Annotated in this window: 22 protein-coding genes; 16 read left to right on the forward strand and 6 right to left on the reverse strand. The window is 72.0% G+C overall.

Annotation, left to right across the window (positions count from 1 at the left end; translation table 11 throughout):
- Positions 1–30: 30 nt before the first annotated feature.
- The 9 genes from LRP67_RS07245 (at position 31) to LRP67_RS07285 (ending at position 10,204) form a co-directional block, all read left to right on the forward strand.
- Positions 31–912: a MoxR family ATPase gene (locus tag LRP67_RS07245; protein WP_231269509.1), complete on the forward strand. Its 882-nt coding sequence runs from the start codon at positions 31–33 to the stop codon at positions 910–912.
- A complete protein-coding gene (locus LRP67_RS07250) occupies positions 909–2,030 on the forward strand; it encodes a VWA domain-containing protein (RefSeq protein ID WP_231269510.1) in 1,122 nt (373 codons plus the stop codon). Before LRP67_RS07245 ends, LRP67_RS07250 begins: the two co-directional genes overlap by 4 nt.
- A complete protein-coding gene (locus LRP67_RS07255) occupies positions 2,023–3,171 on the forward strand; it encodes an XdhC/CoxI family protein (RefSeq protein ID WP_231269511.1) in 1,149 nt (382 codons plus the stop codon). The genes LRP67_RS07250 and LRP67_RS07255 overlap by 8 nt, the downstream gene beginning before the upstream one ends.
- Complete coding sequence (locus tag LRP67_RS07260) at positions 3,171–4,229, forward strand: S9 family peptidase (RefSeq protein ID WP_231270003.1); 1,059 nt, start codon at positions 3,171–3,173, stop codon at positions 4,227–4,229. The genes LRP67_RS07255 and LRP67_RS07260 overlap by 1 nt, the downstream gene beginning before the upstream one ends.
- Positions 4,230–4,316: 87 nt before the next feature.
- The gene (locus LRP67_RS07265) at positions 4,317–5,552 is read left to right on the forward strand and encodes a helix-turn-helix domain-containing protein (protein ID WP_231269512.1); all 1,236 of its coding nucleotides are present in this window, start codon (positions 4,317–4,319) and stop codon (positions 5,550–5,552) included.
- 87 nt (positions 5,553–5,639) lie between these two features.
- Complete coding sequence (locus LRP67_RS07270; RefSeq protein WP_231269513.1) at positions 5,640–6,113, forward strand: (2Fe-2S)-binding protein; 474 nt, start codon at positions 5,640–5,642, stop codon at positions 6,111–6,113.
- Positions 6,110–8,641, forward strand: a complete 2,532-nt coding sequence (locus tag LRP67_RS07275; RefSeq protein ID WP_231269514.1) for a xanthine dehydrogenase family protein molybdopterin-binding subunit — start codon at positions 6,110–6,112, stop codon at positions 8,639–8,641. Before LRP67_RS07270 ends, LRP67_RS07275 begins: the two co-directional genes overlap by 4 nt.
- Positions 8,638–9,492: a xanthine dehydrogenase family protein subunit M gene (locus LRP67_RS07280; protein WP_231269515.1), complete on the forward strand. Its 855-nt coding sequence runs from the start codon at positions 8,638–8,640 to the stop codon at positions 9,490–9,492. Before LRP67_RS07275 ends, LRP67_RS07280 begins: the two co-directional genes overlap by 4 nt.
- A gap of 4 nt (positions 9,493–9,496) precedes the next feature.
- Positions 9,497–10,204 (forward strand): SRPBCC family protein, encoded by a 708-nt coding sequence (locus LRP67_RS07285; protein ID WP_231269516.1) that lies wholly within the window; start codon positions 9,497–9,499, stop codon positions 10,202–10,204.
- A gap of 128 nt (positions 10,205–10,332) precedes the next feature.
- Here the strand turns inward: LRP67_RS07285 and dapD are convergent, their stop codons facing one another.
- Both dapD and LRP67_RS07295 read right to left on the reverse strand, forming a co-directional pair.
- The gene (gene dapD, locus LRP67_RS07290; RefSeq protein WP_231269517.1) at positions 10,333–11,277 is read right to left on the reverse strand and encodes a 2,3,4,5-tetrahydropyridine-2,6-dicarboxylate N-succinyltransferase; all 945 of its coding nucleotides are present in this window, start codon (positions 11,275–11,277) and stop codon (positions 10,333–10,335) included.
- 20 nt (positions 11,278–11,297) lie between these two features.
- Positions 11,298–12,038 carry a hypothetical protein gene (locus LRP67_RS07295; protein ID WP_231269518.1) on the reverse strand — a complete coding sequence of 247 codons (741 nt, stop codon included), beginning with the start codon at positions 12,036–12,038 and terminating at the stop codon, positions 11,298–11,300.
- Positions 12,039–12,073: 35 nt separating this feature from the next.
- Between LRP67_RS07295 and LRP67_RS07300 the strand changes: the two genes are divergently transcribed.
- Complete coding sequence (locus LRP67_RS07300; protein WP_231269519.1) at positions 12,074–12,499, forward strand: DNA polymerase ligase N-terminal domain-containing protein; 426 nt, start codon at positions 12,074–12,076, stop codon at positions 12,497–12,499.
- On the opposite strand, the gene LRP67_RS07305 is transcribed toward LRP67_RS07300, so the two are convergent.
- Positions 12,409–12,606 (reverse strand): helix-turn-helix transcriptional regulator, encoded by a 198-nt coding sequence (locus LRP67_RS07305; protein WP_231269520.1) that lies wholly within the window; start codon positions 12,604–12,606, stop codon positions 12,409–12,411. The two genes, LRP67_RS07300 and LRP67_RS07305, sit on opposite strands and share 91 nt — an antisense overlap.
- Complete coding sequence (locus LRP67_RS07310; RefSeq protein WP_231269521.1) at positions 12,606–13,019, reverse strand: hypothetical protein; 414 nt, start codon at positions 13,017–13,019, stop codon at positions 12,606–12,608. Before LRP67_RS07310 ends, LRP67_RS07305 begins: the two co-directional genes overlap by 1 nt.
- Positions 13,020–13,156: 137 nt before the next feature.
- Between LRP67_RS07310 and LRP67_RS07315 the strand changes: the two genes are divergently transcribed.
- The gene (locus LRP67_RS07315) at positions 13,157–13,747 is read left to right on the forward strand and encodes a hypothetical protein (RefSeq protein WP_231269522.1); all 591 of its coding nucleotides are present in this window, start codon (positions 13,157–13,159) and stop codon (positions 13,745–13,747) included.
- Between the two features lie 12 nt (positions 13,748–13,759).
- Here LRP67_RS07315 and LRP67_RS07320 read toward each other — a convergent pair whose 3' ends face one another.
- Positions 13,760–14,410 carry a PepSY domain-containing protein gene (locus LRP67_RS07320; RefSeq protein ID WP_231269523.1) on the reverse strand — a complete coding sequence of 217 codons (651 nt, stop codon included), beginning with the start codon at positions 14,408–14,410 and terminating at the stop codon, positions 13,760–13,762.
- A 326-nt stretch (positions 14,411–14,736) separates the two neighbouring features.
- Here LRP67_RS07320 and ileS point away from each other — a divergent pair, with 326 nt between their 5' ends.
- A complete protein-coding gene (gene ileS / locus LRP67_RS07325; RefSeq protein ID WP_231269524.1) occupies positions 14,737–17,958 on the forward strand; it encodes an isoleucine--tRNA ligase in 3,222 nt (1,073 codons plus the stop codon).
- Between the two features lie 11 nt (positions 17,959–17,969).
- On the opposite strand, the gene LRP67_RS07330 is transcribed toward ileS, so the two are convergent.
- A complete protein-coding gene (locus tag LRP67_RS07330) occupies positions 17,970–18,815 on the reverse strand; it encodes an LLM class F420-dependent oxidoreductase (protein WP_231269525.1) in 846 nt (281 codons plus the stop codon).
- Positions 18,816–18,967: 152 nt separating this feature from the next.
- Here LRP67_RS07330 and dapE point away from each other — a divergent pair, with 152 nt between their 5' ends.
- From dapE to LRP67_RS07350, 4 genes are read left to right on the forward strand one after another with little or no spacing between them, the layout of a single operon-like run.
- Positions 18,968–20,047 (forward strand): succinyl-diaminopimelate desuccinylase, encoded by a 1,080-nt coding sequence (gene dapE / locus LRP67_RS07335; RefSeq protein WP_231269526.1) that lies wholly within the window; start codon positions 18,968–18,970, stop codon positions 20,045–20,047.
- A gap of 8 nt (positions 20,048–20,055) precedes the next feature.
- Positions 20,056–20,769, forward strand: a complete 714-nt coding sequence (locus LRP67_RS07340; protein ID WP_231270004.1) for a TIGR00730 family Rossman fold protein — start codon at positions 20,056–20,058, stop codon at positions 20,767–20,769.
- Positions 20,766–21,047, forward strand: coding sequence for a DivIVA domain-containing protein (locus tag LRP67_RS21800; RefSeq protein WP_374107398.1), 282 nt, complete (start codon positions 20,766–20,768; stop codon positions 21,045–21,047). Before LRP67_RS07340 ends, LRP67_RS21800 begins: the two co-directional genes overlap by 4 nt.
- Before the next feature lie 15 nt (positions 21,048–21,062).
- Entirely contained in the window at positions 21,063–21,491 is a 429-nt protein-coding gene (locus LRP67_RS07350; RefSeq protein ID WP_231269527.1) for a hypothetical protein, read from the forward strand.
- The last annotated feature ends 1 nt before the right edge of the window (position 21,492 follow it).

The following is a 21,492-nucleotide window of genomic DNA, read 5'->3' on the forward strand; positions in this document are numbered from 1 at the left end:
GGCCAACGCGCACCGGGATAGATTCGAGACATGGAGCCCGCGTCCGCCGCCGCTCTCGCCGCGCAGCTCGGCGGGACCGGGTACCTGTGCGACGACGCCCTGGCGACCGTGGTGTTCCTGGCGCTGCGCATGGAGCGGCCGCTGCTCCTCGAGGGCGAGCCCGGCACCGGCAAGACCGCCCTGGCGGAGGCGGTCGCCGAGAGCCTCGGACTGCCCCTGGTGCGGCTGCAGTGCTACGAGGGCATCGACGCGACACAGGCCCTGTACGACTGGGACTTCCCGCGCCAGATCCTGCACCTGCGCGCCCTGGAGGCCGCCGGGAGCGCGTCCGGACAGGGCGTGGAGGAGGCCGAGAAGAGCCTCTACGACGAGCGGTTCCTCCTGGCACGCCCCGTGCTGGCCGCCCTGCAGCAGAGCCCGGCGGTGCTGCTGGTCGACGAGGTGGACCGGGCCGACGACGAGTTCGAGGCGTTCCTCCTGGAGGTGCTGTCGACCTACCAGGTGAGCATCCCCGAGCTCGGCACGGTCAAGGCCGCGACGCCGCCGGTCGTGGTCCTCACCTCCAACCGCACCCGGGAGCTGCACGACGCCCTGAAGCGGCGCTGCCTCTACCACTGGATCGACCACCCCGGGCTCGACCGCGAGGTCGAGATCCTGCGCTCACGGGCCCCCGAGGTATCGGCCCTGCTGGCCCGCCAGGTCGCGACCGTCGTGCAGCAGCTGCGCGACCGGCACGACCTGGAGAAGCCGCCCGGTGTGGCCGAGACCCTCGACTGGGCCCGCGCGCTGCACCACCTGGGCGCCTCCGAGCTGGATCTGGAGTCCGCGGCCCGCACGCTCGGCGCGCTCGTGAAGTACCGCGAGGACACCGACCGGGTCCGCCGGGCGCTCGACCAGATGCTGCGGGCATGAGCGACCCGGCGGCGCCACCGGTGCGCCACGAGGCCGACGAGGTGCTGGTGGGCTTCACCCGCGCGCTGCGGGCCACCGGCCTGCCGGTCACCCAGGACCGCGCGCGGACCTTCGTGGAGGCGGTCGCCCTCGTCGGCCTGGGCGACCAGCGCGCCACCTACACCGCGGGCCGCGCCACGCTCTGCGGCTCTCCCGACGACCTGGTCCGCTACGACCAGGTCTTCACCGCCTGGTTCGACGCTCGCGACGGGCTGCCCCGGGGCCGCTCCGCTCCGCCGTCGGTCCCGACCCTGTCCGGCCTGGCCGCCGACGAGGGCCCCGGCAGCGTTGGGGCGGCGGAGGAGAGCGTCCACGCGAGGGCCTCGGCCGCCGAGGTGCTCCGCCACCGCGACGTCGCCACCCTCTCCGCCGCCGAGAAGGGCCGGCTCGACGCCATGTTCGCCACGCTGCGCCCGCGCGCACCCGTCCGCCGTACGGCGCGGCACCGGGCGTGGCACCGCGGACGGGTCGACGCGTCCCGCACGCTGCGCGCGAGCCTGCGCCGCCTCGGAGAGCCGGCCGCGATCGAGTGGCGCCGCCGCGCGGTGCGCCCGCGGCGCATCGTGCTGCTGGTCGACGTGTCCGGCTCGATGAACGGCTACGCCGATGCGCTGCTGCGCCTGGCCCACCGGATCTCGCAGGGGGCCGGAGCGGTCGAGACGTTCACGGTCGGCACCCGGCTCACGCACCTGACCCGCGCGCTGCGCAATCGCGACGTCGAGCGGGCGCTGGTCGCCGCCGGGGACGCCGTGCCCGACTGGTCCGGCGGCACCCGCCTGGGCGAGACCCTGCAGGTCTTCCTCGATCGCTGGGGCCGCCGCGGCATGGCGCGCGGGGCGGTCGTCGTGATCTTCAGCGACGGCTGGGAGCGCGGTGACACGGCGCTGCTCGGCGCGCAGATGGCGCGCCTGAGGCGGGTCGCGCACCACGTGGTCTGGGTCAACCCGCACCGCGGCAAGGAGGGCTACGAGCCGGTCCAGCAGGGGGTCCTCGCGGCGCTGCCCCACGTCGACGACTTCGTCGCCGGACACTCGCTGGCGACGTTCGCGGAGGTCCTGGAGGTGGTGGCCCGTGCGTGACGTCCTGGACGACCTGATGGCGCGCTGGCAGGCCGGCGAGGAGATCGGCCTCGGCACCGTCGTGGCGACCTTCCGCTCCGCGCCCCGCCCGCCCGGCGCCTCGATGCTGGTGGCGCCCGACGGGGCCGCGGTCGGGTCGGTCTCGGGCGGCTGCGTCGAGGGCGCCGTCTACGACCTGGCCCAGTCGGTCGTCGCGAGCGGCGCGCCCGTGCTGGAGCGCTACGGCGTGAGCGACGACGACGCGTTCGCGGTCGGCCTCACCTGCGGCGGCATCCTCGACGTGTACGTCGAGAAGGTCTCGCGCGAGACCTTCCCGGACCTCGGGGAGCTCGCCGCCGACGTCGAGGTGGGGCGCCCCGTCGCGCTCGCCACGGTCATCGAGCACCCCGACCCCATGCGGGTCGGCCGCCGCCTGGTGGTGCGGGCCGACCGGGCCGCGTGCACCGGAGGCCTGGGGTCCACGCGCGCCGACGACGCCGTCCACGACGACGCCCTCGGGCTGCTCGCCGCCGGCAGCAACGCCACGCTCACCTACGGCCCCGACGGCGAGCGCCGCGGCGAGGGCATGCGGGTGTTCGTGTGGGCCTTCGCCCCCAAGCCGCGGCTGCTGGTCTTCGGCGCGATCGACTTCGCCGCCGCGGTCGCCCGGGTCGGCGGCTTCCTCGGCTACCAGGTCACCGTCTGCGACGCCCGGCCGGTCTTCGCCACCACCAGCCGGTTCCCCGACGCCCACGAGGTGGTCGTCGACTGGCCGCACCGCTACCTCGAGGCCGAGCAGGCCGCCGGGCGCCTCGACGGCCGCACGGTCATCACCGTGCTCACCCACGACCCGAAGTTCGACGTCCCGCTGCTCGAGGTGGCGCTGCGGCTGCCGGAGGTGGCCTACGTCGGGGCCATGGGCTCGCGGCGTACCCATGACGACCGGATGGCCCGCCTGCGCGAGGCCGGGCTCACCGAGGAGGAGCTCGGTCGGCTCTCCAGTCCGATCGGGCTCGACCTCGGCGCGCGCACTCCGGAGGAGACCGCGATCAGCATCGCCGCGGAGATCATCGCCGGCCGCTGGGGCGGCAGCGGTGAGCGCCTGGCGGCCACCGAGGGGCGGATCCACCGCGACCTCGACCGCGTCGACGGGGCGTCGTGATGCGGGCCCCGGGCTGGGTCGCGCCCCTGCTCCTGCTGCCGCTCGCGGCCTGCACCAGCGACACCGAGGAGCCCGGGCTGCAGCCGGCCGACGAGGCGCCGACCTCGTCGGCCAGCCCATCGGCCAGCCCATCGGCCAGCCCATCGACTGCGCCGCCGTCGCCGGTCGCGCCCTCCGAGACCCTGCCGCCGGTGCTGGGCCCCCGCTCGCTCCCGGCGCTGATGCGCGAGGACTTCCGCGCGAGCCGGATCCGCTACGGCGCGGTGATCGAGCAGACCGAGCGCTACACCCGCTACGAGGTCACCTACCGCAGCGGCGACCTCACGGTCTCGGGCATCCTGCTGCGCCCGCGCGGTCGGGGACCGTTCCCTGGCATCGTCTTGAACCACGGCTACATCGAGCCGGCCTACTACGCCCCTGGGCAGGGGCTGGCGCGCGAGCAGATCGCCCTGGCCGACGCCGGCTTCGCCGTGCTGCACACCGACTACCGCGGCCACGCCGGCTCCGACCCTGCGGGTCGGCTCTCCCGGGAGACGCGCCTGGGCTACACGCGCGACGCCATCCACGCCGTACTGGCCCTGGAGCGCGAGCCGTTCGTCGACGACGACCGGATGGCGATGCTCGGGCGCTCGATGGGCGGCGGCGTCACGCTCAACGCCCTCGTCGTCGCCCCCGGACTGGTGGACGCGGCCGTGATCTACGCGTCGGTGTCCTCGCGCTACCTCGACAACGTGCGCCACTTCGTCGAGCCCGAGCGCCCCGACGAGGTCGCAGCGCTCTACGACGCGCTCGGCACGCCGCGGTCGGCGCCCGAGGTGTACGCCGGGCTCTCGCCACGGACCTACTTCGACCGGATCACCGAGCCGGTCCTGGCCCACCACGCCGACACCGACGAGACCTGCCCGTTCCCCTGGGCCGTCGCCACGGACCGCGCCCTGCGCCGCGCGGGCGTCGACGCCCAGCTCGAGGTCTACCGGGGTGAGTCACACGCGTTCTCGTTCGACTGGCAGCGCTCGATGGACCGCACGATCTCGTTCCTGCGCCGCCGGCTCGGCTGAGGCTCGCCTCCGAGGTCCGCTCGGCGGCTGTGATGCAGGTCACCTCCTGGGTGCTACGTTGGCGCGGAGACCAGATCGGGGATCACCATGGCGCTCGGTGAGCTGCGTGACCGCAAGCGCGAGGCCATGCGCGCCTGGACCACCTTCGTCGAGTCCGGCGACCTGGCCGCGCCCGTCGTACGCCCCGAGATCCTCTCCAGCTGGACCCGCTCGACCGCCGCGATCACGCCCGATGTCACCGAGGCGCCGCTCGCCGACGAGGACGAGACTGCCTCGATCTGGAAGGACTCGCCGCTCCAGGTCGCGGTCGAGAGCGTCGAGGCCGAGCTGCGCCGTACCGCCGAGGACGGCGACCTCGTGCTCGCCGTGACCGACGCCGAGACGCGCATCCTGTGGACGTACGGCGGTCGGGTGATGCGCCGCAAGGCGGAGACGGTCAACTTCGTGGCCGGCGGTCGCTGGGACGACGAGTCGGTCGGCACCAATGCGCTGGACCTGGCCAACCGGCTGGGAGAGCCGGCCATGGTCTTCAGTGCCGAGCACTACGCCTCGATCGTGCACAGCTGGGTCTGCTGGGCAGCGCCCGTGGTCGACCCGGTCACCGGCCTCCAGCTGGGGGTCCTCGACCTCTCCACGACCTGGGACCGCACCCACCCCATCGGACTCGCGACCGCGCGCGTCATGGCCCGGCTGATCGCGTCGGCGCTGCCCCAGTCGGCGCACCATCCCTCCGCCCGCGCCGACGAGCTCACCCAGGACCCCGGTCTGGTGATGACCCTGCTCGGCACCGCCGAGGTGCGGCTGGACGGGCAGCGGCTGCTGCTCAACCGCCGTCAGACCGAGATCCTCGCGCTTCTCGCCCTGCACCCCGAAGGGCTCTCGCTCGACCAGCTCCACGCGCTGGTCTACGGCGACCAGGCGGTGACGTTCTCGACCCTCAAGGCCGAGGTGTCCCATCTGCGCGCGGCGCTCGGTGGCCAGCTCTCCTCGCGCCCCTACCGGCTGCTGATGCCCGTCGCCACCGACGTCGAGCACGTGCTGACCCTGCTGCGCGGCGGCCATGTCTCGGCCGCGGTCGACGCCTACAGGGGCGACCTTCTGCCCGGCACCAACTCGCCTGCCCTCGGGGACCTGGCCGAGTACGTCGCCGTCGCCGTCCGCGAGGCGCTGTTGGCCGACCCGGTCCCCGACGCCGTGGTCCGCTACAGCGACCTCGCGCCGTACGACACCCAGGTGATCGAGGTCTGCCTCGCCCGCCTCGCCGGCAGCGCCCACCCCGCCGTCCCCCTGCTCAAGGGTCGCCTCGCCGTCGCCACCCGCTGACGCCACGCAGGCGACCTACCTTCCGCCAACCGGGGGCTCCTAGCGTGAGGCGGGTCACACCACCACCCAAGCGCGAGGGAGTCGTAGATGACCCGAATCAACCTGACCGTCGACGGATCGAGGGTGTCCGACGAGGTCGAACCGCGGATGCTGCTGGTGCAGTACCTGCGCGAGCGGCTCGGCAAGACCGGGACCGTCATCGGCTGCGACACCAGCAACTGCGGGGCGTGCACGGTCCACCTCGACGGGGTCAGCGTGAAGTCCTGCAACGTGCTGGCGGTGCAGGCCGACGGCGGGGAGGTCACCACGATCGAGGGGCTGGCCCAGGACGGCGAGCTGCACCAGGTGCAGAAGTCCTTCCGGGAGTGCCACGGCCTGCAGTGCGGCTTCTGCACGCCGGGGATGATCATGCAGAGCGTCGACCTGCTGAACACCAACCCGAACCCCTCCGAGCAGGAGATCCGAGTCGGCCTCGAGGGCAACCTGTGCCGGTGCACCGGCTACCACAACATCGTGAGGTCCGTGCAGCACGCGGCCGCGGCCACCGGGGGTGCCCAGTGACGCTCACCGAGGACGAGATGACGCAGGCGCAGCCCGACGCCGCGCTCGAGATCGGCAAGGACCGGCGCCGCAAGGAGGACCAGCGGCTGATCACCGGCCGCACGCGCTGGACCGACAACCTGGTCCTGCCCGGCATGCTGCACCTCGCGATGGTCCGCAGCCCCTTCGCGCACGCGACCATCACGAAGATCGACACCAGCCTGGCGAAGGCCGCGCCCAACGTCGTCACCGTCATCACCGGCGCCGAGGTCGCCGACGAGCAGGGCGGGCTGCCCAACGCGTGGCCGATCACGCCGGACCAGGTGACCCCGAACCACCCGCCGATCGCGGTCGACCGGGTGGTGTTCGCCGGCGAGATCGTCGCCGTGGTCGCGGCGCGTACAGCGGCCGAGGCGCGCGACGCGGCCGAGCTCGTCGACGTCGACTACGAGGAGCTGCCGGCCGCGCTCGACCTCAAGGAGGCGGCGGCGGCCACCCCGGAGAACGGCGGAGCGCTCGCGCACCCCGACCTGGGCACGAACAGGTCGGCGCTCTGGAGGTTCGACTCGGCGGAGGCCGGCACCGGCGGCAACGTGGACGAGGCGATCGCCCGGGCCCGCACCGAGGGCATCGTGATCGAGCGCGAGTACCGTCAGCAGCGCCTGATCCCGGCGTTCATGGAGCCGCGCTCCACGGTGGTCGACCCGACCGGCGAGCAGATCACCATGTGGTCGGCCACCCAGATCCCGCACATCCTGAAGTTCCTGCTCGCGGCGGTCACCGGCGTCTCCGAGTCCAAGATCCGGGTCATCGCCCCGGACGTGGGCGGCGGCTTCGGCGGCAAGCTGCAGACGACGCCGGAGGAGTTCATCACCTTCCTCCTGGCCCGTCGGCTCGGCAAACCGGTCAAGTACACCGAGACCCGCTCGGAGTCCCTCATGGCCGCCCACCACGGGCGCGACCAGTGGCAGAAGCTCACGCTGTCGGCCGACAAGGAGGGCCGCGTCACCGGCTTCAAGGTCGAGCTGCTCGCCGACCTCGGCTCGCACGTCTCGCTCGTCGGTGGCGGGGTGCCGGTGCTCGGCGCCTTCATGTTCAACGCGATCTACAAGTTCCCCTCCTACCGGTTCCACGTCCAGACGGTCCTCACCAACAAGACCTGGACCGACGCCTACCGCGGCGCCGGCCGGCCCGAGGCGACGTACGCCGTCGAGCGGATCATGGACGAGCTCGCCGCCGAGGTCGGAGTCGACCCTCTCGAGATCCGCGAGCGCAACTGGATCACGCACGAGGAGTTCCCCTTCACCACCGTGGCCGGCCTGGAGTACGACTCCGGAAACTACGAGGCCGCCACCGCCCGCGCCAAGGAGCTCTTCGGCTACGACGAGCTGCGCGTCGAGCAGCGCGCCCGCCGCGAGGCGGGGGACCGGGTCCAGCTCGGGATCGGTGTCTCGACGTTCACCGAGATGTGCGGGCTGGCGCCCTCGCGGGTGCTGGGCTCGCTCGACTACGGCGCGGGCGGGTGGGAGCACGCGAGCGTGCGGATGCTGCCGACCGGCAAGGTGGAGGTCCTCACCGGGGCGTCGGCCCACGGGCAGGGCCACGAGACGGCGTTCAGCCAGATCGTCGCCGATCGGCTCGGCGTCGCCTTCGAGGACGTGGAGGTGCTCCACGGCGACACCATGGTGAGCCACAAGGGCCTCGACACCTACGGCTCCCGGTCACTGGTGGTCGGGGGCGAGGCGATCGTGCGGGCCGCCGACAAGGTGATCGAGAAGGCCAGGCCGATCGCCGCGCACCTGCTCGAGGCCTCGGCCGACGACCTGGAGTTCAAGGCCGGGCGGTTCTCCGTCAAGGGCACCGACCAGGGGATGGCGATGGCCGAGGTCGCGCTGGCGACGTTCGCCGCCCACAACCTGCCCGACGGCGTCGAGGCGTCGCTGGACTCCGAGGCGACGTTCGACCCCGTGAACTTCAACTACCCGCACGGCACCCACCTGTGCGCGATGGAGGTCGACACCGAGACCGGGCAGGTGAGGATGCGCAAGTACGCCGCCTGCGACGACGTCGGCAACATCATCAACCCACTCATCGTCTCCGGGCAGCTGCATGGCGGCCTGGTGCAGGGGATCTCGCAGGCGCTGTGGGAGGAGGCCGTGTACGACGACTCCGGCACGCTGGTGACGGGCTCGTTCGTCGACTACCTGCTGCCCACCTCGGCCGACACGATCAGCTTCGACCTCGACCACACGACGTCGCCGGCGACGACCAACAGCCTGGGCACCAAGGGCGTGGGAGAGGCCGGGACGATCGCCTCCACGCCGGCGGTCGTCAACGCGGTGGTGGACGCCGTACGGCACCTGGGCGTCAACGACGTCCGCATGCCCTGCACGCCGGAGCGGGTGTGGAGGGCCATCGCGGAGGCTCGTGGCGGGGCTGCTCGAGGCGGTGGGCAGGCCGAGACGCTCGGCGCCGCGGCACCGCACTTCGACGAGTCGACCGGCATGGAGGGCACCGTGGACCGCACGACCGGAGGGAGTGACGCATGATCCCCGCTCAGTTCGACTATCTGGCCCCGACCACGGTCGAGGAGGCGCTCGCCGCGCTCGGCCAGCACGGCGACGACGCCAAGATCCTGGCCGGCGGTCAGAGCCTGCTGCCGGTGCTGCGGATGCGGCTCAACGCGCCCGAGGTCGTGATCGACCTCGGGCGGATCGAGGGACTGCGCGGTGTCCGCGACGACGGCGACGCGCTCGTCATCGGCGCGATGACCCCGCACTCGGTGGTGGAGCACGACCCGCTCGTCGCCGAGCACACCGCGCTCATCTCCCAGGCCGTCGAGCACCTGGCCGACCACCAGATCCGGCACCGCGGCACGTTCGGCGGGGCGCTCGCCCACGCCGACCCGGCCGGGGACCTCGGCGCGCCCGCGCTCGCGCTCGGCGCGCAGTTCGTGATCGCGGGACCCGGCGGGACCCGGACCGTCGCGGCAGACGACTTCTTCGTCGACCTGTTCGAGACCGCGATCGGCGAGGACGAGATCCTCACCGAGGTCCGGGTGCCCAAGCACACCGGCTGGGGTGCGACGTACGAGAAGTTCGTCCGGGTCGCGCACCAGTGGCCGATCGTGGCCGTCGCGGCGACCGTGCGGATCGAGGGCGACGCGATCGCGGACGCGCGGATCGGGCTGACCAACATGGGCTCGACGCCGTTGCGCGCGCGCTCGGTGGAGGAGGCGCTGGTGGGCCAGCCGGTGACCGAGGACGCGGTGGCCTCGGCCGCCGCGCATGCCGCGGACGGCACGAACCCGCCCTCGGACCTCAACGGCGATGCGGCCTACCGCCGGCATCTCGCCACGGTGCTCGTACGCCGTGCCGTGCTCTCGGCAGCGGGCAGGTGAGCGCGTGGACCTCACCCACCGCTTCACCGTCCCGACCGGCGTCGAGCAGACCTGGGCGCAGTTCCAGGACATCGCGTCGGTCGCCGAGTGCTTCCCCGGCGCCACGGTGTCGTCGGTCGAGAGCGACACCTTCCAGGGCTCGTGCAAGGTCAAGCTGGGCCCGATCGCCCTGGTCTACAACGGCTCCGGCACCTTCGTGGAGAGGGACGAGGCCACCCACCGCTTCGTCGTGGACGCCAAGGGCAAGGACAGGCGCGGCAACGGTACGGCGGGAGCGGTCGTCACCTGCACGATGACGGCATCGCCGGCAGATCCGTCGGGCGCCACCGAGGTGGAGGTCGTCACCGACCTCCACATCACGGGCAAGCCGGCGCAGTTCGGGCGCGGCGTGATGCAGGACGTCTCGGACAAGCTGCTCGGGCAGTTCGTCGACTGCCTCGAGCAGCGGCTCTCACCCGAGACTGCTGGCGAGGGTGCTGGAGAGGCCGAGCCCGAGCCGACACCCCTGGCCGACGCGGCGGCCGCGGCGGCGTCCCAGCCGTCCCCTCCGGAGCCGACGTCCTCGCCGCCACGCCCGCAGCCGGCGTACCAGGAGCACGACGCCCTCGACCTCGGGGCCACCGTCGTCCCGATCCTGCTCAAGACGTACTGGAAGCAGGCGCTGGGGGGCGTGGTCGTCTTGGTGCTGCTCCGGCGCCTGCTGCGCGGCTGACGGCCGCTGCTCCGAGCCCCACCGACCCCAGGGAGGTCGTGAAACTCGCGCTTCCTGCATGCAGTTTCGCACCGGAAGCGCGAGTTTCACCGGGCACCCGGTGAAACTCGCCGACCGCCGCGGCGGCGTCAGTTGGCGTGCAGGTCCTCGTTGAGCACGATGCCCTCGCCGTGCCACGGGACGGCCTCGATGGCGCCGGTGACGGAGTTGCGGCGGAAGAGGACGTTGCTGGCGCCGGAGAGCTCGAGCGCCTTGACCACCTTCGTCGTACCGTCGACGTCCTTCATCGTGACCTTGGTGCCGGCGGTGACGTAGCAGCCGGCCTCGACCACGCAGTCGTCGCCGAGCGAGATCCCCAGACCCGAGTTGGCGCCGAGCAGGCAGCGCTCGCCGATGGAGATGACGTGCTTGCCGCCTCCCGAGAGGGTGCCCATGATCGAGGCTCCGCCGCCCACGTCGGAACCGTCGCCGACGAGCACCCCGGCGGAGATGCGCCCCTCGACCATCGAGGCGCCGAGCGTGCCGGCGTTGTAGTTCACGAAGCCCTCGTGCATGACCGTGGTGCCCGCGGCGAGGTGCGCGCCGAGCCGCACCCGGTCGGCGTCGGCGATGCGGACGCCGGACGGCAGCACGTAGTCGACCATGCGGGGGAACTTGTCGACGCCGTAGACGGTCACGTGCTGGCCGGCCGCCCGCAGCCGGCCGCGGGTCTCCTCGAAGCCCGCGACCGCGCACGGCCCGGCCGAGGTCCACACCACGTTGGCCAGCAGGCCGAAGATGCCGTCGAGGCTGATCGAGTGCGGGGTGACCAGGCGCGCGGACAGCAGATGCAGCCGCAGCCAGACGTCCTCGGTGGACACCGGGGCCGACGACAGGTCCGCGATCTCGACCAGGCGGACCTCGCGGCGTACGCCGCGCGCGTCGTCGTCGCCCTCGAGGGTCGTCAGCGAGTCGGGCGCCTCGGTGCCGTCGCTCGCGCCGAGTGCGGGGGAGGGGAACCACACGTCGAGCACGCCGCCGCCCGCGTCGAGGGTGGCGAGGCCGAAGCCATGGGCAGTCGTCGCGTCACTCACGCGGACCAGCCTAGGGGCTCTCAGGCGCTGGCAGACGGCCTGTCCGGGTCGACGCCCGTCGCCGCGAGTCGGCGCCGGGCGCGGGCCATGAGGACCAGGGCAAGGACCAGGGCGAGGAGGGCGACGCGGCCGAGCCAGGCGACGGCGTCGCGGCCGCCGGCGGCGTCGCTGACGCCCAGGAGCAGCAGGAGGCCACGCACGAGCAGGCCGCTGCGCCCGCCGACCGGGTCGATCACCACCACGCAGACCGCCACGAGGACGGTCAGCAGCAGCACCGCGCTGCAGGCCACCGCGTAGCGGGCGTCCGGGTCGCCGCGCAGCGCGACCAGGGACCTCGTGGCGATCGTGGCGACCGGACCGATCACCAGGGCGAACGTGACGACCGCGAGCAGGATCGCGCCGAGGCCGAGGGCGAGGACGAGCAGGGCGACCACGCCGTACCACGAGCGGTCGGGGCTCTCGCCCTCCACCAGCGTCGCCGGGAACAACAGGAAACCCACGAGGAGCTGGACCAGCAGCGCGCTCGTGCCCGGGACGAGCACCGCCGACATCCGGGCCGGGAACTGGCGGGGGTCCAGGCTGCCGGGCCCGAGGTAGAGGACGACCCCGAGCGAGGCGTCGGCGACGAGCAGGACGAAGATCGGCCGGTCGAAGGTCTCGTCGTAGTCCGTCTTCGCCAGAAGCCACAGGGCGTAGCAGGCGACGAGCAGGCAGACCAGCCACATCAGCCATCGCAGGAGCCGGAGGCCGCGGGAGGTCACGCGCTCACCGTATTGCGCTGGGCACAATGGTCGGCGTGACCCGTCCGGTGTGGGTGCTCCACGAGCACGAGCAGCCACGTCACCACTTCGACCTGCGCCTGGAGGAGGGCGGCACGCTGCGGTCCTGGGCGGTGCCCAAGGGTCTGCCCACCGACAGCACCCACGACCGGCTCGCGGTGGCCGTCGCCGACCACGACCTGGACCATGCGACCTACACCGACGAGCACAAGTCGATCGCCGACCACGGCTGGTGGGAGCTGGTGGACCGCAACGACCGGCGGTTCGTTTTCGACCTGCACGGCACCGGCGGGGTACGCCGCTACGCGCTCATCCACACCGGGCGCGACTGGCTGCTGCACCTGGTCAAGGATCAGTCGGGGTCGGGGATGAAGACCTCGTCGAGCGGGACCTCGAAGAGCCGGCCGATCCGGAAGGCAAGCGACAGCCGCGGGTCGAAGTGACCCTTCTCGATCGAGATCACGGTCTGCCGCGACACCCCGAGAGCCTCGGCGCACTCGCCCTGAGACAGCCCCGCCTGCTCGCGCAGCGCCCTCAGGCGGTTGTGCATCAGCCCTCCCGGCGCCCGAGCAGCACCAGGCGCGTGCACATGTCCAGCAGCCCCAGGACGATGAAGACCCAGACCGGCACCGAGTCGGTGTCGAGGACCGAGGAGCCGACCGTGGCCAGCCCCATCGCCACGATGGTGTCGTAGAACGCGCCGCTGCTGGCGCGGGTGGCCCACTGGGACTCGATGGAGTCCTCGTCCCGCTCGGGCCGCGGCGTGCGGTCCAGCAGGAGGGCCGCCAGCGCCGTCACGAACGGCAGCGTCAGCAGCGCGAACACCGTGAACGTGATGCCGTCCGACGCGTCGTCCCTCGCCCAGGCCGCGAGGCCTCCCACCGCCGCCGCGGCGGCGAGGCCGCAGCCGACGGCGGTGGCCCAACGGGTGGCGGTGGGCAGGTCGGTCCGAGTGGCGTTCATGGCACCTCCGATGTATGAGTTCTTTGACACCACTCTGGGTGGGCGTCGTCCCGATGTCAAGTTTCTCTAACAGATCGCGCCGTTGGTGTGTGCAAACCGCTCGCCGTGCCCGGCTACGCCCGGCTACCGTCCGGCCCATGAGCGAGGGGGAGCTACTGCTGATCATCGGTCCGCAGGCCGTGGGCAAGATGACGGTGGGCCGGGCGATCTGCGCGGCCTCGGACTTCCGGCTCTTCCACAACCACCACACGATCGAGCCGCTGCTGGAGATCTTCGGCTACGGGACGCCACCGTTCGAGACGCTCAACGCGGAGTTCCGGCTGCGCGTCATCGAGGAGGCCGCGGCGTCGGGGACGCGGCTGGTCTTCACCCTCGTCTGGGACGTCGACTCCGACGCCGACGCCGCAGAGGTGCGACGGCTTGTGGCGCCGTACGCCGACCGCGGACTGCGGATCTCGGTCCTCGAGCTGGTCGCCGACCTGCCCACGCGGCTGGTCCGCAACGCCGGCGCCGACCGGCTCGAGGCCAAGCGCTCCAAGCGGGACCTGGCCTGGTCCGACGCGCACCTGCGCGAGATGGAGCGGGCGCACCGCACGAACACCGATCCGGACCTACCTTCGCCCGCCGACGACGTGCTGCGCGAGCTGCCCCACCTGCGCCTGGACAACAGCGAGCTCAGCCCCCCAGAGGTCGCCCGGCGGGTCCTGGAGTGGCTGGACCGCAGCTGAATCGCGCGCGCCTCAGTCGTCGCGCTCGGTGCCCTTCACCTTCCCGGTCACGCCGTCGACCGTGACGGTCTGCTCCTCGGGGGTGTCCTCGTCGAGATGGACGTCCCACGTGGGAGCGCCGCGGTCCAGCTCCAGGTCGACCCCGGTGACGGAGCCGGCCGGTGCGGTGCCGCGAGCCGAGCGGATGGCGTTGGCGTAGTCGACCGTGGTGTCGTCGAGCAGCGTCCGGCGCTCGGCGCGGTCGTCGGCGTCGTCGCCGCGTTCGGCGCTCGGGCCGCGCTCCACGGTGCTGCCGTCGGCGGAGACCCGCAGCTTGTTCTCGGTGCCGTCCGGGGTCACCACCTCCACGTCCCAGGAGCCGGCCTCCTGGTCGACCGAGAAGACGGTGCCGCCGTTCACCGCGTCCAGGGCGGTCGCGCCGGCGGCCAGCAGGGCGGTGTCGTCCGCTGCGCCTGGCGCGCTGGGGCTCTCCGACGACGTCCCGGACGAGCTCGGAGCCGACGCGGTCGGGCTGGCGCTGGAGTCGGCGTCCGAGTCCGAGTCGTCGTCGCCACAGGAGGCCAGCGCGAGAGCGAGGGTGCCGGCGGCGAGGGAAGCGAGGACCTGGCTGCGCCGGCTGCGTCGGCTGGGTCGGGTACGCCGGGTGTGCGGGCGAGTGGACATCGGGGGCTCCTCGGCTGGGTTCGGTGACGGACCCCCCAATCTCCTGAAACGCGGTACCTACGGTACGCCCCCGTGAGGCGGAGAACCATCGGTGAGTCCGTTACGCTGGTCCCACAGGCGTCTGAGCCGTCATCAGCGGTGAGCCTCCGGAAGAACGGCACGCGAGTGCTCACTAGACCCGGACGGGTAGGCCCGTCACAGCCGTGAACGAAGCGGTCGTCCCGGAGACGGGGCGGCAAGCGAGGTGGTACCGCGGCCCAGCAGTCAGGGCGTCGTCCTCGTGGCAGCCAGCCCGAGTCGACCGACGTACCAGCAGGAGCGCAGCCATGACCTATCCGAAGGTCTCCACCACCGGCGACGGTGTCCCGTCCAGCCCGAGGTTCCCCGAGATCGAGGAGCGGGTGCTCGACTACTGGGACGCCGACGGGACCTTCCAGGCCAGCATCGAGCAGCGCGACGCGGGCGAGGACGGCGCCAACGAGTTCGTCTTCTACGACGGCCCGCCGTTCGCCAACGGGCTGCCGCACTACGGCCACCTGCTCACCGGCTATGTCAAGGACCTGATCCCGCGCTACCAGACCATGCGCGGGCGCCGGGTCGAGCGCCGCTTCGGCTGGGACACCCACGGCCTGCCGGCCGAGCTCGAGGCGATGCGTCTGAACGGCATCAAGACCACCGACGAGATCGTCGAGATGGGCATCGACAAGTTCAACGAGGCCTGCCGCGAGTCGGTGATGAAGTACACCGGCGAGTGGCGCGAGTACGTCACCCGCCAAGCGCGCTGGGTCGACTTCGACCACGACTACCGCACCATGAACCCCGACTACATGGAGTCGGTCATCTGGGCGTTCAAACAGCTGCACGACAAGGGCCTCGTCTACGAGGGCTTCCGGGTGCTGCCGTACTGCTGGAACGACGAGACGCCGCTGTCCAACCACGAGCTGCGCATGGACGACGACGTCTACCAGATGCGTCAGGACCCGGCGGTCACCGTCGGGTACGACGTCACGACGCCGGGCGACTTCGCGGGTGTCAAGGTCCTGGTCTGGACGACGACGCCGTGGACGCTGCCGTCCAACCTCGCGGTGATGGTCGGCGAGGACATCGACTACGTCGCCGTCGAGGTGGAGGGGACGCGCTACCTGCTCGCCGAGACTCGCGTGGCGTCGTACGCGCGTGAGCTGGGGGAGAGTCCCGAGGTCACGTGGCGGGGCAAGGGCAGCGAGCTGGTCGGCCTCACCTACACCCCGCCGTTCTCCTACTACGCCGGGCACGACAACGCCTTCCGCCTGGTGCCGGCGGAGTTCGTCACCACCACCGACGGCACCGGGCTCGTGCACACCGCGGGCGCCTTCGGTGAGGACGACAAGGTCGTCACCGACCGCGAGGGCATCGAGGCCGTGATGCCGGTCGGCAAGGACGGGAGGTTCACCTTCCCCGTCGTCGACTACGAGGGTCTGCTGGTCTTCGACGCCAACCTGCAGATCATCGACCACCTCAAGGCCGCCACCGCGGGCTCGGGGGAGACCGGCTCGGTCTCGCCCGGCACCGTGCTGCTGCGCCGCGAGACCTACGACCACTCCTACCCGCACTGCTGGCGCTGCCGCGAGCCCCTGATCTACAAGGGCGTCTCGTCGTGGTTCGTGGAGGTGACCGCGGTCAAGGAGCGGATGCTGGAGCTCAACCAGGAGATCCGCTGGGTCCCCGAGCACATCAAGGACGGCCAGTTCGGCAAGTGGCTGGAGAACGCCCGCGACTGGTCGATCACCCGCAACCGCTTCTGGGGATCCCCGGTCCCGGTGTGGAAGAGCGACGACCCGACGTACCCGCGCATCGACGTCTACGGCAGCTTCGAGGAGATCGAGCGGGACTTCGGACGGCTGCCGGGCAAGGACTCCGCCGACGGTGGGGGCGTGCCCGACCTGCACCGGCCGTACGTCGACGACCTGGTGCGCCCCAACCCCGACGACCCCACGGGCAGGTCGATGATGCGCCGCGTGCCGGACGTGCTCGACGTGTGGTTCGACTCCGGGTCGATGAGCTTCGCCCAGGTGCACTACCCGTTCGAGAACGCCGACTGGTTCGAGCACCACTTCCCGGGCGACTTCATCGTCGAGTACATCGGCCAGACCCGCGGCTGGTTCTACACGCTGCACGTGCTGGCGACCGCGATCTTCGACCGGCCGGCGTTCAGCTCGTGCATCAGCCACGGCATCGTGCTGGGCTCGGACGGCAACAAGATGTCGAAGTCGCTGCGCAACTACCCCGATGTCAGCGAGGTCTTCGACCGTGACGGCGCCGACGCGATGCGCTGGTTCCTGATGTCCTCCCCGATCCTGCGCGGAGGCAACCTGATCGTGACCGAGCAGGGCATCCGCGACTCGGTGCGCCAGGTGATGATCCCGCTGTGGAACAGCTGGTACTTCTTCCAGCTCTACGCCAACGCCGCGCGCGACGGCTCGGGCTACGAGGCCCAGTGGTCGACGGCGTCGACCGACCCGCTCGACCGCTACCTGCTGGCCAAGTGCCGCCAGTACGTCGAGCAGATGACGCAGCAGATGGACGCCTACGCCGTGGCGGACGCGTGCGACTCGACGCGGTCGTTCCTCGACGTGCTGACCAACTGGTACATCCGGCGCTCCCGCCAGCGATTCTGGAGCGACAGCCCTGAGCAGAACGAAGGTGCCTTCGACACCCTCTACACCGTGCTCGAGGTCGTCTGCCGCGTCACCGCGCCGCTACTGCCGCTGACCACCGAGGAGGTCTGGCGCGGACTCACGGGCGAGCGCTCGGTGCACCTGGCCGACTGGCCGGACGCCGACCAGCTGCCCGCGGACGACGCACTGGTGGTGGCCATGGATCAGGTGCGCGAGGTCTGCTCGGCCACCTCGGCCCTGCGCAAGGCCGGCAACCTGCGCAACCGGCTGCCGCTGGCAACGCTGACCGTCGTCGTCGCCGACCCCGGGGCCCTCGCGGGCTTCGAGGGCATCGTCGCCGACGAGGTCAACGTCAAGCAGGTGCGGCTGCTGGCCGCGGACTCGCCGGAGGCGGCGTCGTACGGCGTCGAGCAGCGGCTGACCGTCAACGCCCGCGCGGCGGGCCCGCGCCTGGGCAAGGACGTGCAGCGCGCGATCAAGGGGTCCAAGTCCGGCGACTGGTCGGTGGCCGAGGACGGCACCGTCACCGCGGGCGGGCTGGAGCTGGTGGAGGGCGAGTACACGCTGGACACCATCGCCGGCTCGGCCGACCCCGACTCGGCGACCGGGGTGCTGCCCGGCGGCGGCTTCGTGGTCCTCGACACCGCGGTCACCCCGGAGCTCGCCGCGGAGGGGCTCGCGCGCGACCTGGTCCGTCAGGTGCAGCAGGCCCGACGCGACGCCGGCCTCGACGTCTCCGACCGGATCTCCCTGGTGATCTCCGGGCCGGCCGCGGTCCAGGAGGCCGCCCGCACCCACGAGCGGCTGATCGCCTCGGAGACCCTCGCCACGGCGTACGACGTCGTCGAGGGGCCCGACGGCGACCCCGTCGTCACCGTGGCCAAGGCCTGAGCGACACCGGGTCAGCCGAGGCCGAGCCGGCCGGCCAACCGGTCGAGCGAGGCGAGCACCTCGTCCTCGGCCTTGTCGGGGACCCCCCAGATGAGCTCGGTCGCGCCCTGCTCCGCCCAGGCCGCCAGGTCGTGGGGGTCGGGCTTGAAGGCGATCAGGATCCGGATCTCGGGGGCGCCCGTGCGGCCAGCATCGGCCCAGGCCTTCTGGAGGGCCTCGATCTGGCCCGAGATGTCCTGCTGGGTGGGGGTGGTCATCCAGCCGTCGGCGTGAGCGGCGATCCACGCGAACGTCTTGGGTCCGCCACCGGCGCCGATGATCAGCGGGATGTGGGCAGCCGGCTTGGGGAAGGCCCACGACGGCCCGAACGACACGAACTCGCCGTCGTAGGACGCCTCCTCCTGCGTCCACAGCGCGCGCATGGCCTCGACGTACTCGCGCAGGACGGTGCGCCGCCTGCCTGACGGCACGTGGTGGTCGGCCAGCTCGTCAGTGTTCCAGCCGAAGCCGGCACCGATGTCGACCCGGCCCCCGGAGAGGTGGTCGAGCGTGGCGATCTGCTTGGCCAGCGTGATCGGGTCGGACTCGACCGGCAGCGCCACCGCGGTGGCGAGCCGGATCCGCGACGTGGCCTGCGCGACGGTCGCCAGCGAGACCCAGGGGTCGAGGGTGCGCAGGTAGCGGTCGTCGGGCAGCGAATCGTCCCCGGTGCCGGGGTGCGCGGCCTCCCGCTTCACGGGGATGTGGGTGTGCTCGGGCACGTAGAACGTGTCGAACCCGCGCTCCTCCGCGGCCGCTCCCAGCGTGGCCGGCCGGATGCCGCGATCGGAGGTGAAGAGCACGAGTCCGTGGCGCATGCACCGAGACTAGAACCTGTTCCACTTCGTGGGAAGGTCGGCCGTACTGCGCGCGCGTTTCGGTCGCTTGTCAGGTGTGGCAAACCCTGACAAGCGACGGGATACCCGGTCAGCCGGGTATCCATCCCGCCGCGGGCTGGTTGACTGGCGTCATGCAGCTAGACCTGAACGCGGACGTCGTGACCCTGACCCGGCAGCTCGTCGACATCGAGTCGGTGAGCAAGGACGAGGGGGCGATCGCCGACGCGGTGGAGGCGGCGCTGACGCCGCTGACCCACCTCACCGTCAGCCGGCACGGCAACACGGTGGTCGCCCGCACCGACCTCGGCCGCGACGAGCGGGTCGTGATCGCGGGGCACCTCGACACGGTCCCCCTCAACGACAACCTGCCGAGCCGGCTCGACGACGCGACCGGCCTGCTGCACGGTCTGGGCACCTGCGACATGAAGAGCGGCGACGCGGTCATCCTCAAGCTCGCCGCGGGCCTCACCGAGCCCCTCCGCGACCTGACGCTCGTGCTCTACGAGTGCGAGGAGATCGACGCGGAGTTCAACGGCCTCCACCTGCTCAGCCAGAGCCACCCCGAGCTGCTCGCCGCCGACTTCGCGATCCTCATGGAGCCGTCCAACGCCGTGGTCGAGGCCGGCTGTCAGGGCACCTTGCGCGTCGAGGTCCGCACGACGGGCGAGCGCGCGCACTCGGCGCGCAGCTGGAAGGGCGTCAACGCGATCCACAAGGCGGCCGAGGTCCTCGCCCGCCTCAACGCCTACGAGGCGCGGCGGCCGGTGATCGACGGGCTGGAGTACCACGAGGGGCTCAACGCGGTCTTCGTCCGCGGGGGAGTGGCCGGCAACGTGCTGCCCGACGAGTGCGTGGTCGAGGTCAACTTCCGCTTCGCCCCGGACCGCAGCGAGGCCGAGGCCGAGGCGTTCGTGCGCGAGTTCTTCGACGGCTTCGAGGTGACGCTGACCGACATCGCGCCGGGAGCCCTGCCGGGGCTGGACCGGCCCGCGGCCAAGGCGTTCATCGAGGCGGTCGGCGGGCCCGACGGCATGGTCAACCCCAAGTTCGGCTGGACCGACGTCGCGCGCTTCACCGCCCTCGGCGTGCCGGCCGTCAACTTCGGTCCCGGCGATCCGATGCTCGCGCACAAGCAGGAGGAGTACGTGCCCGTGGAGCAGATCCGCAGCTGCGAGCGCGCCCTGACCGCCTGGCTGGGAGGCCCGACGTGAAGTTCAAGATGAAGGGCCCGGTGATGCAGCGCCGCGCCCAGGTCGACCGCACCACCACCGACCAGCGGCTGCTCGACTCGCGCGGTCCCGCCGACTTCGTGCACAGCGACCCGTGGCGGGTGCTGCGCATTCAGGCCGAGTTCGTCGAGGGCTTCGGCGCGCTCGCCGAGCTCGGCCCGACGGTCTGCGTGTTCGGCTCCGCGCGGATCCCCGTCGGCGACCCCTCGTACGTCGTGGGGGAGCAGGTCGGCCGCCGGCTGGTCGAGGAGGGCTTCGCGGTGATGACCGGGGGTGGGCCCGGTGCGATGGAGGCGGCCAACAAGGGCGCCTGCCAGGCCGGCGGCACGAGCGTCGGCCTCGGCATCGAGCTGCCCTTCGAGGCGGGCCTGAACGAGTGGGTCGACGTCGGCATCAACTTCCGCTACTTCTTCGTCCGCAAGACGATGTTCGTCAAGTACTCCCAGGGCTTCATCGTGCTGCCGGGCGGCCTCGGCACCCTCGACGAGATGTTCGAGGCGCTCACGTTGGCCCAGACCCAGAAGGTCACCGCGTTCCCCGTGGTCCTCATCGGGACCGAGTACTGGTCGGGGCTCCTGGCCTGGCTGCGCGGGACCGTGCTCGGCGGCGGCATGATCCTCGAGGCCGACCTGGACCGGCTCGTGCTCACCGACGACGTCGAGGAGGCGGTCGCCCTGATGAGCGCCGCGAGGTCGTCGCGATGATGTGGTTCTTCGCGATCCTGATCGTGCTCGCCATGGGCGGCGTCGCGATGCTGGCCGCCGGCAAGGGCACGCCGATGGCCGAGGCCGAGCACGACCGTCCCGGCGTGCTGCCTGCGGAGGGCCGCCCGGTCGGACCGCACGACCTGCGCACGGTGCGCTTCTCGCTGGCCTTCCGCGGCTACCGGATGTCCGAGGTCGACGCCCTGCTCGACCGCCTGGCCGCCGAGCAGGAGAGCCGCGCCGACCGCGAGGCTCGTGGCGGTGACCCGACGGAGTAGGGCACACTGCCCAGCGTGTCGACCGAGGTGAGCATCGTCTACGTCCTGACCGCCCTGGCGGCCCTGGTCGTGGTCCTGACGCGGCTGCGTCTCGGGCGCGACAAGGGCGCCGGACGCGTGTACGTCGGTCGCTCGCTGCTCAACGTCCATACCGGCTCCGGCGCACTGGCGCTCGTCGCGTGGCTGGTCTTCCTCCTCGCCGGCGACTCGCTCAGCGACAACACCGAGGGCCTCATCGGCATCGCCGCGCTCGCGCTCTGGTGGGTCGTCGTCGTCTCGGGACTGCTGATCCTGGTCCGCTGGCTGCCCAGCAGCGGCCGGCACGCCTCCGGGGGCAAGGAGGACACCTGGTCGGAGGGGCCGGGGCTCTCCGTCCTCGCCCACGTCGGCATGCTCGTCGGCGTCTGCGTCTTCACCTGGGCCTACGTCACCAGCGTCGTGTGAC

The sequence above is a fragment of the Nocardioides sp. cx-169 genome (assembly GCF_021083605.1).
Lineage (GTDB): Bacteria > Actinomycetota > Actinomycetes > Propionibacteriales > Nocardioidaceae > Nocardioides.